The 16,451-nt window shown below is 70.1% G+C and carries 11 protein-coding genes and 5 tRNA genes; 8 read left to right on the top strand and 8 right to left on the bottom strand.

Annotation, left to right across the window (positions count from 1 at the left end; translation table 11 throughout):
• Positions 1 to 593 precede the first annotated feature (593 nt).
• From OEB96_RS24425 to OEB96_RS24395, 7 genes are all read right to left on the bottom strand, one after another.
• Positions 594 to 2,216 (bottom strand): hypothetical protein, encoded by a 1,623-nt coding sequence (locus OEB96_RS24425; protein WP_266219120.1) that lies wholly within the window; start codon positions 2,214 to 2,216, stop codon positions 594 to 596.
• 12 nt (positions 2,217 to 2,228) lie between these two features.
• A complete protein-coding gene (locus OEB96_RS24420) occupies positions 2,229 to 4,046 on the bottom strand; it encodes a M28 family peptidase (protein ID WP_266219119.1) in 1,818 nt (605 codons plus the stop codon).
• Positions 4,047 to 4,117: 71 nt separating this feature from the next.
• Positions 4,118 to 5,545 (bottom strand): dihydrolipoyl dehydrogenase, encoded by a 1,428-nt coding sequence (lpdA, locus tag OEB96_RS24415; RefSeq protein WP_266219118.1) that lies wholly within the window; start codon positions 5,543 to 5,545, stop codon positions 4,118 to 4,120.
• 49 nt (positions 5,546 to 5,594) lie between these two features.
• Positions 5,595 to 6,848 carry a 2-oxoglutarate dehydrogenase complex dihydrolipoyllysine-residue succinyltransferase gene (gene odhB / locus OEB96_RS24410; protein ID WP_266219117.1) on the bottom strand — a complete coding sequence of 418 codons (1,254 nt, stop codon included), beginning with the start codon at positions 6,846 to 6,848 and terminating at the stop codon, positions 5,595 to 5,597.
• A gap of 45 nt (positions 6,849 to 6,893) precedes the next feature.
• Complete coding sequence (locus OEB96_RS24405; protein ID WP_266219116.1) at positions 6,894 to 9,680, bottom strand: 2-oxoglutarate dehydrogenase E1 component; 2,787 nt, start codon at positions 9,678 to 9,680, stop codon at positions 6,894 to 6,896.
• Between the two features lie 333 nt (positions 9,681 to 10,013).
• Positions 10,014 to 11,096: a M28 family metallopeptidase gene (locus OEB96_RS24400; protein WP_266219115.1), complete on the bottom strand. Its 1,083-nt coding sequence runs from the start codon at positions 11,094 to 11,096 to the stop codon at positions 10,014 to 10,016.
• 96 nt (positions 11,097 to 11,192) lie between these two features.
• Positions 11,193 to 12,443: a DUF4215 domain-containing protein gene (locus OEB96_RS24395; protein ID WP_266219114.1), complete on the bottom strand. Its 1,251-nt coding sequence runs from the start codon at positions 12,441 to 12,443 to the stop codon at positions 11,193 to 11,195.
• 218 nt (positions 12,444 to 12,661) lie between these two features.
• Between OEB96_RS24395 and OEB96_RS24390 the strand changes: the two genes are divergently transcribed.
• The 6 genes from OEB96_RS24390 to OEB96_RS24365 all read left to right on the top strand — a co-directional run bounded on the left by OEB96_RS24390 (position 12,662) and on the right by OEB96_RS24365 (position 15,018).
• Positions 12,662 to 13,879: a pyridoxal phosphate-dependent aminotransferase gene (locus OEB96_RS24390; protein WP_266219113.1), complete on the top strand. Its 1,218-nt coding sequence runs from the start codon at positions 12,662 to 12,664 to the stop codon at positions 13,877 to 13,879.
• Between the two features lie 581 nt (positions 13,880 to 14,460).
• Positions 14,461 to 14,533, top strand: a tRNA-Met gene (locus tag OEB96_RS24385).
• 97 nt (positions 14,534 to 14,630) lie between these two features.
• A tRNA-Phe gene (locus tag OEB96_RS24380) sits at positions 14,631 to 14,705 on the top strand.
• A gap of 55 nt (positions 14,706 to 14,760) precedes the next feature.
• A tRNA-Lys gene (locus tag OEB96_RS24375) sits at positions 14,761 to 14,837 on the top strand.
• A 5-nt stretch (positions 14,838 to 14,842) separates the two neighbouring features.
• Positions 14,843 to 14,919: transfer RNA gene (locus OEB96_RS24370), tRNA-Lys, on the top strand.
• A gap of 24 nt (positions 14,920 to 14,943) precedes the next feature.
• Positions 14,944 to 15,018: transfer RNA gene (locus OEB96_RS24365), tRNA-Asn, on the top strand.
• Positions 15,019 to 15,072: 54 nt separating this feature from the next.
• On the opposite strand, the gene OEB96_RS24360 is transcribed toward OEB96_RS24365, so the two are convergent.
• Positions 15,073 to 15,792 carry a histidine phosphatase family protein gene (locus tag OEB96_RS24360; RefSeq protein ID WP_266219112.1) on the bottom strand — a complete coding sequence of 240 codons (720 nt, stop codon included), beginning with the start codon at positions 15,790 to 15,792 and terminating at the stop codon, positions 15,073 to 15,075.
• Here OEB96_RS24360 and OEB96_RS24355 point away from each other — a divergent pair.
• A complete protein-coding gene (locus OEB96_RS24355) occupies positions 15,791 to 15,919 on the top strand; it encodes a hypothetical protein (protein WP_266219111.1) in 129 nt (42 codons plus the stop codon). The genes OEB96_RS24360 and OEB96_RS24355 overlap by 2 nt on opposite strands.
• Complete coding sequence (locus OEB96_RS24350; RefSeq protein ID WP_266219110.1) at positions 15,916 to 16,449, top strand: SRPBCC family protein; 534 nt, start codon at positions 15,916 to 15,918, stop codon at positions 16,447 to 16,449. The genes OEB96_RS24355 and OEB96_RS24350 overlap by 4 nt, the downstream gene beginning before the upstream one ends.
• Positions 16,450 to 16,451: the final 2 nt, after the last annotated feature.

The raw sequence follows: 16,451 nt of genomic DNA, 5'->3' as shown, positions 1-16,451 counted from the left end.
CCGACGCACGGTCGAGCCCGGCGTCTCGCGTTGGCTTGGCTTCGTCGACGCAACCCCGACCACGGTGCATGCGAGCGCAGCACCGAGGTCTGCGTCGCCTTCCCGCGTGAGCCGGCAGCCCTCCAGCGAGGGCCACCGAGGATCACGCCACCGTAGGAGGACCCCGAGGCCGTCCCGCCAGCGGCCCGGTGGACCGCGGTCCACGGCGCTGCACGAACGAGGGGCGCTCGGCCGCACGAGCGGCCATGTCGAAGACGGAACCGATGAGGGCAACGCAGGTGTGAAACACCGGATCGTCACCGCCGCCGGAAGGCGCGCTGGCCTCCGGCTGACACGGCTTCGGGCCTCGTTCCTTGCGCAACGAGAGCGGACCGGCGCCGCTTCCACGAATTGCCGAATCGGAGGGCCCCTCGGCGGCCTGGGATGTCGGGACGCCGACGATGGCCCACAGCAGGAAGACGACCGCAGCAGCAACGCGTCGGCACGCGTCCATCCCTGCCAAGATATCATCGCGACGCGCCGAAGCACAACCGCGTGCAGGACGCCGCAGCGAGTAGGCGGCGACCAGCACGGCGGCGACGCGGCGGCCGCCGCTACCACAGTACCTTGAGCAGCTTCTTGCACTCCTTGCCGAGCGCGGCGAAGAGCTCGGCGTCGACCCACCGCTCGGGCAGCGGCGAACGACGACCGGCCAGCGCGGGCACCGGTCGAGGCAGGGCGATCTGCAGCGGGAACACGTCGCGTCGCGACCAGCCCTGCGCGCGGATCTCCGGCGTGCGCAGCGGCATCCAGCCGCGCGGCTCGTCACCCCACGTCAGCCACTGCGGCGGCGCAACCTCGCGCTCGTCGTCGGCCACGCCGGGCCACAACAGCAGCGCCGGGCGGGCCGTGCCCTCGTGCAGTCGCACCATCGCCGGCAGCAGCACCGCGTCGCCGGGCATCACCTCGCCCTCGGCGGCGCGCTGCACCGGTCGCTCCAGCAGCGTGCCCGAGGGACGGGTGATCCACAGCCCCGCCTTGCCCGCGAGCACGTCGTCGACCTTGATCGTGGTGAGCGGCTCGCCGCTCACCTTGCTGCGCGTGGCCACGAAGCTCGGAGCCTTGGCGGCCTCGGGCTCGGACGGCGGCTCGGGCTCGACCAGGGTGCGCTGACCCAGGGACAGCGGCTCCCACGCGAGGGCCGAGGGGTCCTCGCGCCACAGCCGGCCGAGCTGATCGTCGGCATGGGGCCCCGCGAGCACCAGCTGACCGTCTTCGCCGATTGCGAGGCACGAGGCCAGCCGGCGAAGGCGACACTGCTCGGCGAGCTCGGGCTCGGGCTCGGACTCGACCTTCACGTCGATCTTGCCCTTCTTGGCCGCCGCGGCCCCCTTCTTGATCTCGGCCGGCTCGGGCTTGGGAGGTGCGAGCAGAAACCGCTGGAGCACTCCGGCCGGACGCAGCACGTACACGTGCTGTGCATCGCAAGCCACCGCCAGCGGCTTGCCCCCGCCCTGGGGGTGACGCTCGCCGACGAGGCGCAGGCCACGGTTGGTCCACCCCACCGCACCGTCGCGCGCCGCGAGCACACAACCGCCGTCGGGGGTCAGACCAAGGGCCACGATCGCCTCGGCCGGGACCTCGGCCGCGCTCGACTGCTTGAGCTTGAGCTTGGTGTAGCCCGAGGGGTGATCTGGATCGATCACCCACGCGTGCGACTCTCCACCCGCCCACACCACGCGACCGTCGGGCGTGGGCACCAGGCCCAGCACCGCATGCTCGGACGCCTTGCGGCGGTGGACCACCTCTTCCTTGCCCACGTCCCACAGCACCTCGCCCTGCGCTCCCACCCCGCACAGCAGCCGCGAGCGGATGAGGCACACGCGCTCGACCACGCCGCCGAGCTTGGAGCCCACCTTGGTGGCCGCCGTCCCGAAGATCGTGCTGCGATAGAGGTGCTGCCCGCCGATCCACAGCACGCCCTCGTCGCCTTCGAACACGTTCGGACGTGCGCTCTTGAGCGGAATGGAGCGCTCGACCTCGAGCGGACCGGCCCCCACGATCGCGATCTCGTAGGGCAGGGTGACCAACACGCGCTTGCCGTCGCGGCTGAACGCCAGCGCCAACGGGCGATCATCGAGGGTGACCAGCGGGGCCGAGCTGCGCCCAGCCACCGTGCGGCGTGCTCCCGCGACCGTGCGGTTGGCCGAGCCCTTGGGGCGCACCCGATGCGTCATAGGTCCTCCACTCTACCAGTCCCGCGACTCACCCGCTTGGCCCGTGACCCGCCATGTCGCCGCCCCGTCACGCGACACCTGACGACGGGCCCTGCGGCGCCGCCAGGCCACGCCCCCCAAGGGGATCACCAAGAACAGCCGCCAGCGGGGCCTTTGTTCAGCATCGGCCACGCGCAGCACCAGCTCGGCCATCGTCTCCACGTCCTGCAGCGCGCCCGTCAATGGCCACGTTGGGTCGTATTCGTCGGCCACGGTGTGATAGCGCTCCGCCAGCTCGTGGGCCAACGCCTCTCCCGCGGCCACGCCGCCCTCCTCCATGGTCGGGCCGCCGCCGAAGTCGATCGCAGGGATCCCCGCCTTGGCGAAGCTGAAGTGATCCGAGCGATAGTAGGCGCCCGCCTCGGGCGTTGGATCTCCGACCAGCGTGCGCCCCTGGGCCGCCGCGACCTCGGCCAGCACGTCCTCGAGCGTGGACTTGCCCTTGCCCGTCACCGCGATCGTGGTGGTGCGCCCGTGTACGTTCATGCTGTCGAGGTTGCTCGCGGCCACGATCGATGACAGCGGCACCCGATCCCCTCCCCGCTCGACGAAGGCACGGCTGCCCAGCAGGCCCTGCTCCTCGGCCGTGGTGGCCAACAAGAGGACGCTTCGATCGGGGCCTCGCCCGTCGCGGACGTGCGATTGCAGGATCGCGGCCACTCCCAGCATGCCCGCGATCCCGCTCGCGTTGTCGACCGCGCCGTTGAAGATCGCATCTGCGCCTCCAACCGCCCTGGGATCCACGCCCAGGTGATCCCAGTGGGCCGTGAGCACCACGTGCTCGTCCGGGCGAGTGCGGCCGGGGATCCGGCCCAGCACGTTGACGTCGGTGACGCTGCGCTCGGTGGTCACCAGCTCGACCACGAGCTCGGCCGACAGCGACAGCGGCACGAAGTCGGGCCGCAGCGCCAGCTCGTGCCAACCCGCGAGCTCGCGGCCGTCGAGCGCAGCGAGGCGCTCGGCCAGCTCGGCGTGGATCCAGCCCTGGATGGCCAGCCGCGCCGGGGGCTCGCCCGCGGGCGAGCGCAGATCGTAGCGCTCGCCCGACCAGCTGCTGCGCACCACGTTCCAGTCGTAGGACGCCGGCGCCGTCTCGTGCACGACCAGGCAGCCGACCGCGCCGGCCTCCAGCGCACGCTCGTACTTGTAGGACCAGCGGCCGTAGTACGTCATGGCCGGGCCATCGAAGCGGTCGTCGGGCAGCGGCGGGTCGCCCACCAGCACCACCGCGATCTTGCCCCGCAGGTCCACACCGTCGAAGTCGTCCCAGTCGTGCTCGGGGGCGGTCACGCCGTAGCCCACGAACACCAGCGGCGCCTCGAGCTGCGTGGTCGTGGCGGGGCCCAGGCTGCTGGCCACCACGTCCTCACCCAGGCGCAGCGGCTGCAGCTCGGCCCTGGGGCCCGGGCGCAGCGAGATCGACGAGCGCGAGGAATCGAGGGTCACCGCGCGCATCGGCACCGCCTGGGTGAAGCCGCCGCCCTCCCCCGCCGGCTCGACGCCCAGCGACTCCAGCTGCTCGATGATGTATGCGACCGCCTTGGCCCCGCCCTCCGTGCCCGGCCGACGACCCTGCATGGCGTCGTCGGAGAGCGCGACGATGTGGCGGCGGAGGAACGCGACGTCGACCGTGGGGAGCTCGGGGAGCGCGGCCGCAGCAGGCGATGGGGCTTGCTTCGCGACCGCCTTGGCCTCGACGGCCTCGTGGGCATCGCTTGGATCCCGCGAGCATGCACATGGGAGGCTCAGCGGCAGCGAGGCGAAGAGCCCGAGTGCAACGCGGCCAACCACGGCTCGATCATGGTACAGGGAACGACGCCAGTGCGGTCGGGGCCTGCTCCGAGCAGAACGTAGTTCGTCGATCACATGTGGATCACGCGCCCGCCCACGGCGAGCGCGGCTTCCTTGACCACCTCGGAGAGGGTCGGGTGCGCGTGCACGCTGCGGGCGAGGTCCTCGGCGCTGGCCGAGAACTCCACCGCCACCGCGCCCTCGGCCGCCAGGTCGCTGGCGTGCGGTCCGATCACGTGAAAGCCCAGGATCCGGTCCGTCTCCGCATGCGCCAGGATCTTCACCATGCCGTCGGTCTCCGCCATCGCCTTGGCGCGACCGTTGGCCGAGAACGGGAACGTGCCCTTCTTGTACGGCACGCCGTCGGCCCGTAGCTGCTGCTCGGTCTTGCCCACGCCCGCGACCTCGGGGTGCGTGTAGATGATCCCGGGAATCGCGTCGTAGTTGACGTGACCGGGCAGCCCCGCCATGTGCTCCACGGCCGCCACGCCCTCTTCCTCGGCCTTGTGCGCGAGCATGGGTCCCGGGATCACGTCGCCGATCGCCCACACGCCGGGCACCGCGGTCCGGTAGTGATCGTCGACCTCGATGAAGCCGCGCCGGTCGAGCTTCACCCCCAGCTCGCTCGCGCCCAGGCCCTCGGTGTTGGGGCGGCGGCCGGTGGCCACGAGCACGCGATCGCCCTCTACCGTCCTCTGGTTCGGCCCCAGGTTCGGCCTCTGGTCGCCGCCCTCCTCGTACGTCACCGTCACGCGGTCGCCCTCGACCCTGGCCCCGGTCACCCGCACCCCGAGCTGGATCTGGAGCCCTTGCTTGGTGAACGCCCGGTGGGCCAGCTTGGCGATCTCCGTGTCGATGGCGGGCAGGAACTCGCTCATGTACTCGAGCACCGTGACCTTGGAGCCCAGCCGCGCCCACACCGAGCCCATCTCCAGGCCGATGTAGCCCGCGCCGATCACCACCAGGTGCTCGGGCACCTGCGGGAACGAGAGCGCCTCGGTCGAGGTGCCGATGCGATCGCCGTCGAGCACCACCCCGGGAATCGTGGCGGGCACCGAGCCGGTCGCGATGAGCACGTGCTTGGCCGTCAGCACCTCCTTGCTGCCCTCCGCCGACGTCACCTCGACCTTGCCCTCGCCCACGAGCCGTCCGCGGCCGTGGTGCGGTGTGACTCCGTTCTTCTTGAACAAGAAGGCCACCCCCGAGGTCAGCTGCGAGACCACCTTGTCCTTGCGCGCGAGCAGGGCCGGAAGGTCGAGCGTCACCTCCCCCACCGAGATCCCGTGCTCGGACAGCGCCCCCTTGCGAGCCTCGTAGTAGCGCTCGCTCGACTCCAGCAACGCCTTGCTGGGGATGCAGCCCACCCGCAGGCAGGTACCCCCGAGCGCGGTGTTCTCGTCCACGCACGCCACCTTCATGCCCAGCTGCGCGGCCCGGATCGCGGCCACGTAGCCCCCGGGGCCCGCGCCGATGACGATGAGATCGTAGGAGGTGCTCATGGTGTCGTCCTGCTTGGTCGAGAGGTGAACGGGGCGCGAAGACCAGGGGCTAGACGTCGAGCAGCAGCCGCTCGGGATGCTCGATGAGCTGCTTGATGCGCACGAGGAACTGCACCGCCTCGCGCCCGTCGATCAGCCGGTGATCGTAGCTGAGCGCCACGTACATGATCGGCCGGATCTCCACCTTCCCGTCGACCGCCACCGGACGCTCCACGATGTTGTGGAGCCCCAGGATCCCGGTCTGCGGCGGGTTGAGGATCGGGGTGCTCAGCATCGAGCCATAGACCCCGCCGTTGCTCACGGTGAAGGTGCCGCCCTGCAGCTCGTCGAGCGTCAGCTTGTTGGCCTGCGCCCGCTTGCCGAAGTCGGCGATGGTGGCCTCGATGTCGGCAAAGCCGCGCTGATCCGCATCGCGGATGATCGGGACCACCAGCCCCTTGCCGCCGCCGACCGCCACGCCGATGTCGTAGTAGTGCTTGTAGATCACGTCGTCGCCGTCGATCTCGGCGTTGACCGGCGGGAACTCGCGCAGCGCCTCGCAGGCCGCCTTCACGAAGAACGACATGAACCCGAGCTTGATGCCGTGGCGCTTGACGAACTCGTCCTTGTAGCGCTTGCGCAGCTCGATCACGGCCGACATGTCGACCTCGTTGAAGGTGGTGAGCGTGGCGGTGCCCTGCTGCGACTGCACCAGGCGCTCGGCCACGCGGCGCCGGATCGGCGTCATCGACTTGCGCTCCTCGGAGCGAGCCCCGCTCGGGCGGGGGCGCGGCGCGGGCACCGGGGTGGCGACCGCCGCGGGCGGGGTCGGCTTGGTGGGCGGAGGCGCAGCGGCGGCCTGCGTGCTCGCGGCCCTCTGCACGTCCTCCTTGAGGATCCGACCGCCGCGGCCCGAGCCCTGCACGCCCGAGAGGTCGACGCCCTGACGCGCCGCCTCGGCACGCGCCGACGGCATCGGGTGCCCCCCTGGAGCCCCTGCCGATGCAGCCGCGGCCTTCGAAGCCTCGCCCTTCGGTTCCTCGCCCTGCGGTTCCTCGCTCAGTGGCGCGGCCTCCCCGGCCCCGGCGGCCGGATCGATCACCCCGAGCACGTCCCCCACCGCCACGGTGTCCCCCACCGCGGCGCTCTGGCGAACCAGGACCCCGGCCGCGGGCGCGGGCACCTCCACCGTGATCTTGTCGGTCTCGACCTCCACCACGGGCTCGTCGGCGGCGACGGTCTCGCCCACCTTCTTGAGCCAGCTGGCGATCACCCCTTCGGTGACCGACTCTCCCATCTGCGGTACGCGAATCTCGATGGCCATTGTCGTCGCTTCTCGTCGTGCTGCGGGCCGCTTCGCTGCGGAGCCCTAGGGTAGGCCGTCGAAGGCCTCGTCCATGATCCGATCTTGCTCGAACTTGTGACTCGCTGCCGACCCCGTGGCCGGGCTGGCGCTCGCCTCTCGCCCCACGAAGCGCGGGGGCTGCCAGCGGTCGCCCGCCCCCGAGGCACCAAGGAGAGCCTCCAGCCGCGAGCGCACGAAGGTCCACGCCCCCATGTTCCGGGGCTCCTCCTGCACCCAGTAGAGCTCCTTGGCTCCCTCGTAGCGCACCAGCGCCCGTGCGAGGCCGTCGGCGGGGAAGGGATAGAGCTGCTCCACGCGCACGATCGCCACGTCGTCGCGCTCGCGCGTCTGCCGGGCCTCCACCAGGTCGTAGTAGACCTTGCCCGTGCACAGCATCACGCGCCGCACCTTCTTCGGGTCCACCGCGTCGTCGTCGATCATCCGGCGGAAGCTGCCCTCGTAGAGCTCCGACAGCGGCGAGAACGAGGCCCGCGTGCGCAGCAGGCTCTTGGGCGTCATGATCACCAGCGGCTTGCGCCACTTGCGGACGATCTGCCGCCGCAGCGCATGGAACATCTGCGCGGGCGTGCTGAAGTTGCACACCTGCATGTTGTCCTCGGCGCACAGCTGCAAGAAGCGCTCGAGCCGAGCGCTCGAGTGCTCCGGCCCCTGCCCCTCGTAGCCGTGCGGCAAGAACATCGTGAGGCCGCTGATGCGGTTCCACTTGTCCTCGGACGAGGAGATGAACTGGTCGATGATGACCTGCGCACCGTTGCAGAAATCGCCGAACTGCGCCTCCCAGATCACCAGGCACTCGGGTGCCGCGAGGCTGTAGCCGAACTCGAAGCCCAGCACCGCGAACTCGGAGAGCGGGCTGTTGAGCACCTCGAAGCCCCCCTTGGCCCCGGGCAGCGTCGCCAGCGGCAGGTAGCGCTGCTCGTCCTCGTGGTCGATCCAGCCCACGTGTCGATGGGTGAAGGTCCCGCGCATCGCGTCCTGCCCCGACAGCCGCACGGAGGCCCCCTCGAGCACGAGCGAGCCGTAGGCCATGTGCTCGGCGAACGCCCAGCTCACCGGCGCCTCGCCCTGCCCCATCTGGCGCAGCTCGTCGAGGAACCGACCGAGCTTGGGGTGCAGGGAAAAGCCCTCCGGCACCGTGGTGATGTGCGCGGTGATGGCCTCGAGCGTCTGCTGCGACACCTTGGTCTCCACCTCGGGCACCTCCGCATCGGGGCCCCCGCGGTAGCGCTCCCACACCCCGTGCATCGGCGGCGGCGCGGTCGAGAATCCCGAGCGACGCACCTCGTCGAGCGCCGCCTCGAACTCGGCGCGAGACTCGTCGTCCATCTGCTCGACCTGCGCCCTGGTCACGGTGCCTCGATCGAGCAGCACCTGCTCGTACAGCTCCCGCACCGACGACTGCCGCTTGATCTGCTGATACATCGACGGCTGCGTGAACGTGGGCTCGTCGCCCTCGTTGTGGCCGAAGCGGCGGTAGCACACCAGGTCGATGATCACGTCGGTGTGGAACGCCTGGCGGAACGCCACCGCCAGCTTGGCCACGTGGGCCGCCGCCTCCGGGTCGTCGCCGTTGACGTGGAACACCGGCACGTGGAGCATGTCGGCCACCGCCGTGCAGTACACGGTGGAGCGCGAGTCGATCGGGTTGGTGGTGAAGCCCACCTGGTTGTTGATCACCACCCGAATCGTGCCGCCGATGCCGTAGCCCTTCAGCGACGCCAGGTTCAGGGTCTCGGCGTAGACGCCCTGCCCCATCACCGCCGCGTCGCCGTGGATCGACACCAGCAGCATGCGCGAGCGCTCATGGTCGCCCATCAGGTCCTGGCCCGCACGCACGCGGCCGCTCATCACCGGGGTGATCGCCTCGAGGTGGCTCGGGTTGAAGCCGAGCGCCAGGTACATCTGCTTGCCGCGGTGCGTGGTGTGGGTCCGGTGGCTGCCCAGGTGATACTTGACGTCGCCGCGCCCCAGGTTCTCGAGCGGGTCGCCGCCGGCGAAGCGCGAGAAGATCTGGGCCGGAGTCTGGCCCATCACGTTCATCATCACATTGAGCCGACCGCGGTGGGCCATGCCCATGATCACCGACTCGACCCCGAGCTCGCCCGCTTCCTCCACGAGCGTCTCGAGCAGCGCGATCACGCTCTCGGCCCCTGCGATCGAGAAGCGCTTGGCCCCGATGAACTTGGTGTGGAGGAACTTGTCGACGTTGTCGACGCGGACCAGCGAGTGCAGCAGCCGCGTCTGCTCCTCGACCGACGGCCGCACCTCGTTCTCCACCGCCTCCATGCGCTCGCGCAGCCAGCGGCGCTGCTCCACGCTGTTGATGCCCCAGTACTCGACCCCGATCTTGCGGCAGTACGTGCGGCGGAGCCGGCCGAGGATCTCCTCGAGGGGAACCGGACCGGCGCCCGGGAACAGATCGCCCGCGCTGAAGCGGCGCTGAAGGTGGCGCTCGTCGAGCCCATAGAAGGAGAGCTCCAGCGCCGGCTGGGTCGGGCGCGCGCGGCCCAGCGGATCGATGTCGGCCGCGTAGTCACCGAGCAGGCGGTAGTTGGCGATCAGCTTGTCGACGCGATTTTGCAGGTCGATCTGCTCGGCCTGCGCGGCGTCGGACGCCGCCCGCGCGGACGCAGCCAGCGTTGCGCTCGACGGCGAGGGGCCCGTGGCTTCGAGCTGGCGCAACAGGTCGCGCCACTTGGGCTCGACCGAGAGGGGATCCGCCAGGAACTGCTCGTAGAGCGACTCGAGGAAGGGAAGGTTGTAGCTGCTGAGAGCGAGGTCGCGGTCCATCGTCGGTGGCCGGTGGAAGCCGGACGCCCAGGACGTCCAGAGACTTCGGTGCGGGTGCGAGATTCGAGCGCTCCGCCGGCGGGGCGACGCGCGTCGTTCGGCGGCGGAGCATAGCGCAGGATCCCAGCACGTCGGGTCGAGGGCGGGGACAGGGAGGCGCGCCAAGCGTCCTACGCGCCAAGCGACCTGGGGCCGCCCATCCGATGGCCCGAGCGCGACTTGCGACAATCGCGCACGGCCTGAGGCGCGATGTCGTGCGCACGTCGACTCTCGGTCGAGATCGAGCGCTTCAAGAGCAACGAAGCACTACCCACGCCCGACTCACCGCCCGACTCACCGCCCCACTCCGAGCGACTCCGCCGCGGCCCCCACCGTGGCGGCCACCACCTGGCCGCTGAACCCGAAGTCGAGCGACGCCACATCATCCTGGCCGCCCCAGCAGTGATAGCGCTCGTTGCGGAGCTCCCCCGTGTCGGTGAGGAAGATCGCCGGGATGTCGACGGCCCAGAACGGCGCGTGATCGGACCGGCGCAGGTCGATGAAGAGCGCGCTGTTCTTCGCCTCCGCGTCGAGCACCGCGGAGATCGACGGCAGGCCCAGCGTGGCTGCGTGCGCCTCGTAGGCCTGCGCGGGCGCGAGGGCCAGCTCGTCGGCCGCGACCAGGACGAAGTCGCCGCGGAACCCATTGGCCTCGACCTGCGCGTACTGGGTGGGGAACAGGCCGTCGAACCCCGGAGGGATCGCCTGCGAGCCGGGCGAGTCGCTCGCCATGCCGATCATGTCGTAGTTGAAGTAGACGACCACCGTCTCTCCCGGCACCTGCCCGGTGCCCACCCAGGCGATGGAGCCCAGCAGGCCCAGCTCTTCCTGGTCCCAGCACGCCACGGCGAGCGTGCGAGGGCGCGAGGGAGCGCTCGCCAGCACACGTGCGAGCTCGAGCACCCCCGCCACTCCCGTGCCGTTGTCGTCGGCGCCCAGACAACCATCGATGTGATCGTAGTGAGCACCCACCAGCACGACCTCGTTGGAGGCAGCGGCTCCCGGCAGCCGACCGATGACGTTGGTACCGCCCGTGAACTCCTGCAGCTCCACGTCGAAGCCGAGCATGGTCAAGCGGTCGGCGCACAGCTCCTGCACCGCGAGCCAGTGCGGCGAGCCGGGCGTGCGAACGTCGGCGATGAAGCTCACGTCTGCGGCAATCGCATCGGCATCCACGCAGCGGGCCAAGGCAGTCGCCGATCCGGTGGCGCACCCCTCGGGTCCGCCGGGCTCGGCCCCCGCGGACGAGGCCGACGCGCTGCCATTGGACTCACCGCCTCCGGACGCACTGCCGTCGGTGTCGGCTTCGGTGATCACGCGAGCATCGAGCATGCAGCCGCACAGCAGCGTGCAAGCCAACGGCGCACGGATTCGCATGCCCCGAGCATCTCGGGCCCGGGCCGAGCTTTCAAGGGTTCATTCTCGTCCGCGAGCGGCGTCCACCGCGTGCCCACCAGCCACCGGCTCACCAGCTCAGTCGAACCCACACTCGATGTAGATCTCCTGCGTCGGCCCCGAGCACGTGCTCGTCGCCACCCCGCCCCAGTCCACGTAGGGCACGCACGGGCGCAGCGCCCAGCCCGGGCTCGCGCAATTGCACACCGTGCCGTCCACGGTGACCTCCATCGTCCCCACGCAATCGCCCACGTGCCACGTGTGCCCGCCGCAGTTGACCGTCGTCGCGGTGCCGTTGCGCAGCGCATTGCAGAGCTGCGTCGCGCCCGGCCCGGTGCACGTGCGGCCCCCCATGTTGTAGGTCCCCGCGATGTGGATCGACGTGTGGTCGTCGGCCAGCGCGCTACGCCACGTGGTGAAGTCGGCACACGCCATCGGGTTGGGCAGGCTGTTCTGGAAGAAGCTCCACTGATACCAGACCTGCTGATCCATGCACTGAGCGCTGCAGCTGTAGACGTTGGGGTCGCCACCGGCGTCGCACTGCTCGACCCCCGTCCACACGTAGCCATCACCACACGTGGCCAGCTGGCAATTCGCGACGCAGCCGTCGGCGTTGCTCATGTTGCCGTCGTCGCACTGCTCGACCCCCGTCCGCAAGAAGCCGTCGCCGCAGCTGGCCGGCACGCACGTGGAGAGGCACCCATCGGCGTTGCTCGCGTTGCCGTCGTCGCACTGCTCGGGTGCCTGCACCACACCGTCGCCGCAGCTGGCCAGGGTGCAATCGTTGGTGCATGCGTCGTTGTTGCTGGTGTTGCCGTCGTCGCACAGCTCCACGCCCTGCCACACCACGCCATCGCCACAGGTGGCCACCGTGCAATCGTTCAGGCACGCGTCGTCGTTGGCCGCGTTGCCGTCGTCGCACTCCTCCGAGGCCTGCGTGAAGCCATCGCCACACGCAGGCAACGTGCACAGCGGAGTGCAATTGCCGGCCGGGCCGTTGGCCGCTCCGTCGTCGCACTGCTCGGTGCCCTCCACCATTCCGTCCCCGCACACCGGGTCCCCGGGGCCGTCCTCGTCCCCTGCGGTCTCGTCCCCCGCATCACCCGACTCGTCGAGCCCACCGATCCCGTCGGTCTCACCATCGGTGCCGCCGGTCTCGTCCCCCGAGCCCGCATCGCCCGAGCCCACGTCGCCCGAGCCGGGACCCGTCCCCCCGGGCATCGGCCCCGGCCCCTGCTCCGGATCCTCGAACCCCACCGCACAGCCCGTGCCGAGGCACAGCCCCAGCCACCCGATCACGATCGCCCGCCCTCGCCCGATCATCCCCATCGCCGCCAGCCTACGACCCCGCACGTGGACATACGAGCGCCCACCTCATCGGGCAACTTGCCCAAGCGATCGCACGCGCCGATTCCCCCTCCGCGGGCTCCGCCCGCAATCCCTGGGCAACTTGCCCAATCGGCCGCCACGAGCCCCCCGCGGGCCGAACCGAGGCGCGCCCCATGCGTGCCCGAGGATCCCCGGTGCAGATTGTTATCGTGCACGTCGTGGACGACGGAAGGGACCTGCTTTCGCGCGGCGTGGCCGAGACCCTGCTCGGCGCCCGCGAGTCATGGACGCGGCGAATGTTCGAGCAAGGAGCCGCGCTGCGACGAGCCGGGGGCGGTCCCGTCCACGATCTCTCGCTCGGCAACCCGAGCCTCGAGCCCCCCGCGCGCTGGACTCGCGCCCTCCACGACCTGCTCGACGACCCCACCCCCGGCATGCACCGCTACATGACCAACGCGGGCTATGCCGACGTCCGCGAGTTCATCGCCGGGCGTGAGCAGGTGCGCTTCGGTCTGCCCATCACCGGCCCCCTGGTGACCATGACCGTGGGCGCCGCGGGCGGTCTCAACGTCGTGCTGCGCGCGATGATGAACCCTGGCGACGAGCTCCTCGTCCCCGTGCCGTACTTCTCCGAGTACGAGCACTACTGCACCAACGTGGGCGCCGTGCTCGTCCCCGCTCCCTCCACCGCGAGCTTTGCCCTCGACGTCGACGCGATCGTCTCCCGCATCGGCGAGCGCACGCGAATCGTGCTGCTGAACTCCCCCAACAACCCCAGCGGTGCCGTCTACGTGGGCGAGAACCTCGACCGCCTCGCCGACGCCCTGCGCCGCCTCGAGCGGGACCGCGAGCGACCGATCTTCATCATCGAGGACAGCCCCTACCGCGACCTCACCCACGACGGCAGCCCCGTGGCCTCGATGATGTCGCGCTACGACCACACCATCCACCTCACCAGCCACTCCAAGGATCTGGGGCTGGCCGGCGAGCGGATCGGCTACATCGTGCTCTCGCCTCGCGCGGCGGGCCACGAGCTGCTGACGCGTGCATTCGCGTTCTGCAACCGCGTGCTCGGCTTCGTCAACGCTCCCGCCCTGATGCAGCGCGCACTGCCTCGCGTGCTCGGGCAACCCGATGGGCGCGTCGACGTGGAGGTCTACGCTCGACGGTGCCGACGCATGGCCGATGGCCTCATCGCCCTCGGGTTCGACGTTCTGCCCCCCAAGGCCGGCTTCTTCCTGTTTCCCGGCCTGCCGGCGGCGCTGCGCGACGAGCAAGGCGGCGACGTGGTCTTGACCGAGCGCTTGCTGGCCGAGCGCACGATCGTCGTACCGGGCACGGCCTTCGGAGTCCCGGGCCACCTGCGACTGTCGATGGCGGCCGACGACGCGGCGATCGACGGCGCGCTCGCGGCGTTCGAACGCGCCTGCCGGTGAGCGTGCCGACGAGCGACCCGACGAGAAAGCCGACGAGAGAACCAGCTCGGTGCGCGGCCCGAGCTCGATCTTTTCTCGATCGAGTCTCTTGACCCGAGCGCATCCATCGACTACACCGTCCAAGCACGCCTTCGTGGCGTGATGGGACTACGTCATGAAACGCACCACGACCAAGAACCTCGCGATGACCATGTCGGTCGTCATGGGGTCGTTTGCGGCCAACGATGGTCGCAATTTCGGCGCGTGTTGAGCGTTTCGTCGGTGTAAGCCCACTTCTTCTTGGCGAGCACCGCGAGGGCTCGAACGATCGCCATCACCCGCGACTCGACGACTCGCGTCGAACGAGCATGCCGTGCTCGCCCCGCAGGGCACACGGACCGTTCATCGACCGCTCGCTTCGCCGTGTCAGCGCCGCTTCGACACTGCACCACTGCATGTGGCGCATCGAGCTCGCGCGCATGGCTCGACCCGGATTCACGACGATGAGACACCACCACAGCCCAAGCCCCGTCCCCAGCCGCGCCCTCGTTCGCGCGCTCGTTCACGACGAGCGCATGCCCCCGCTGCCCGTCATGACCCCTGCCAGGGTGGTCGAGCGGTCGAGGCAGCGCTCTCATCAAGCGTCACACGCGGGTTCGAATCCCGCCCCTGGCACCGTGCTCGACCGTCCCGTTCTCCATCGACTTCGCCGGCGCGAGCGCTTCGTTCGGCCCGGTGCGCTCCGTCGCGCAGCCGGGCCGATCAAACGCATGCCTCGGTAGCTCAGTTGGTAGAGCGCCACGTTGAAGGCGTGGGCATCGCGGCGGTTCGAGCCCGCCCCGAGGCACCCAGCTCCACCACCGATCCGATCGCGCTTGGCGATCGGATCGTGACTCCTCGTCGGTCCGGTAGCTCAGTTGGCTAGAGCGGCGGCTTCTTACCCCGCAGGTCGAGGGTTCGACTCCCTCCCGGATCGCCACCCAAGGTCCCCTAGCTCAACTCGGGAGAGCGGCGAATTTTTAACTCGCAGGCTCCGGGTTCGAATCCCGGGGGGATCGCCATCCCTCCCAATCCCTCCCAATCATGGGTCAGTAGCTGAACGGCTCAGCGCCTGCCTGTTAAGCAGGACGATGCGGGTTCGACTCCCGCCTGGCCCTCCACTTCCTCCCGCCACGCTTCGCTGGCTTTCTTGGCGGCCCCCTTTCGCGTGGCTCTCAACGCGGCGTCCAGTCGGCCGGGTTTCGCAGGTGCGGCAGCGCGTTGAACACCTCGAGCGACAGCGCCCCGCGCCCGTCGAACTGGAAGCTGGTGATCGCAGAGTTGCGCAGCTTCCACGCCATGCGAAACGTCGTCACGTCGTCCGTACCCAAGGCACGCTGCAGCAGCACCGCCGCCGGGCCCACCGAGCTGAACGCCAGGATCCGCGTGCTGGGCTCGCACAGCGAGGTCATGGCCTCGACGCAGCTGAGCACGCGCGCGCGAAACTGCGGCCAGGTCTCCACTCCCCGTGGCTCGAAGCTCCCTTGCAACCAGCGGATCATCACCGCCTCGAACAGTCGCTGGAATCGCAGCGACCGTTCCTCGCGATCGCGAACCTCCAGCATCTCGCGGCGCAATCCAACCACCTCGGCGTCGTCGCCGAGCGAGCTCACGCTGGCCCGTACCAGCGACAGGTCGTCGTGCTCGCCGAGCCCCGGTAGCTCCATCGGCTCGGGCCACCGACGGCCCGCCGCCTCCATCGCTCGCCCCACGCGGCGAGCCGTGTCGCGGTGTCGCAGCGCAGGACCCGAGTAGACGAAGTCGAACTCCCAGCCGTTGTCCGCAAAGCACTCGCCGAGCGCGGTCGCCTGCTCACGACCCCGGTCGGAGAGGTCGTCGTAGTTGGTCCGCATCAACGATTCCTGCCCGTGACGGACGAGGAGGAGCTGCCCCATGGACCCGCTACTCTACACCAGCGGCCTCGCGGCGGCGCCTCCCACCGACCCGGAGGTCATCCGCGCCAATCCACCCGCTGGTACCATGGTCGACGCGCCCGCTCGCTCGGTCGTCCCCTCGTCATGAACAAGCTCCGCAAGGCGGCCCAGTGGGCCTTCATCGCCGTCGTCGGCCTGGTCGTCCTGATGGCAGGCCTCGGGTACACCATGGAGCCGAACCACGTCGCGACCCGTCAGGCCCTCTATGCGCGTACGCCGGACGAGGTCTGGGACGTCATCACGCGCTTCGACCAGGCCCCGGGCTGGCGCACCGACGTCGACGCGGTCGAGATCGAGTCCGGCGACCCCATCCGCTTCGTGGAGATCGGTCCGCAAGGACCCCTTCCGCTCGAGGTCGTCGAGCAGGATCGCCCCCACCGCCTCGTGCTCATGACCAGCGACGCCGACATGCCGTTCACCGGAAGCTGGACCTTCGAGCTGCAGCCCACCGATGGCGGCACGCGGCTGACGCTCACCGAGCGCGGCACCATCGACAACCCGCTGTTCCGTTTCATGGCGCGGCTGTTCATGGACCCCGCTGCGACCGCAACCACCTACCTGGTGGACCTCGGACACCACCTTGGCGAGGAGGTCACGCCCCAGCCCCCCCGCAGCTAGCC

It is taken from the genome of Paraliomyxa miuraensis (assembly GCF_026337845.1).
In the GTDB taxonomy this organism is placed as follows: domain Bacteria; phylum Myxococcota_A; class Polyangia; order Nannocystales; family Nannocystaceae; genus Paraliomyxa; species Paraliomyxa miuraensis.
Note: the sequence above shows the minus strand (reverse complement) of the source record. Positions and strands in the feature narration are given on the sequence as shown.

Coding starts and splice junctions, on each gene's coding strand:
- OEB96_RS24425 (WP_266219120.1), bottom strand. CDS start 2,216: ATGACGCATCGGGTGCGCCCCAAGGGCTCGGCCAACCGCACGGTCGCG.
- lpdA (WP_266219118.1), bottom strand. CDS start 5,545: ATGAGCACCTCCTACGATCTCATCGTCATCGGCGCGGGCCCCGGGGGC.
- odhB (WP_266219117.1), bottom strand. CDS start 6,848: ATGGCCATCGAGATTCGCGTACCGCAGATGGGAGAGTCGGTCACCGAA.
- OEB96_RS24405 (WP_266219116.1), bottom strand. CDS start 9,680: ATGGACCGCGACCTCGCTCTCAGCAGCTACAACCTTCCCTTCCTCGAG.
- OEB96_RS24400 (WP_266219115.1), bottom strand. CDS start 11,096: ATGCGAATCCGTGCGCCGTTGGCTTGCACGCTGCTGTGCGGCTGCATG.
- OEB96_RS24395 (WP_266219114.1), bottom strand. CDS start 12,443: ATGGGGATGATCGGGCGAGGGCGGGCGATCGTGATCGGGTGGCTGGGG.
- OEB96_RS24355 (WP_266219111.1), top strand. CDS start 15,791: ATGGACCCGCTACTCTACACCAGCGGCCTCGCGGCGGCGCCTCCCACC.
- OEB96_RS24360 (WP_266219112.1), bottom strand. CDS start 15,792: ATGGGGCAGCTCCTCCTCGTCCGTCACGGGCAGGAATCGTTGATGCGG.
- OEB96_RS24350 (WP_266219110.1), top strand. CDS start 15,916: ATGAACAAGCTCCGCAAGGCGGCCCAGTGGGCCTTCATCGCCGTCGTC.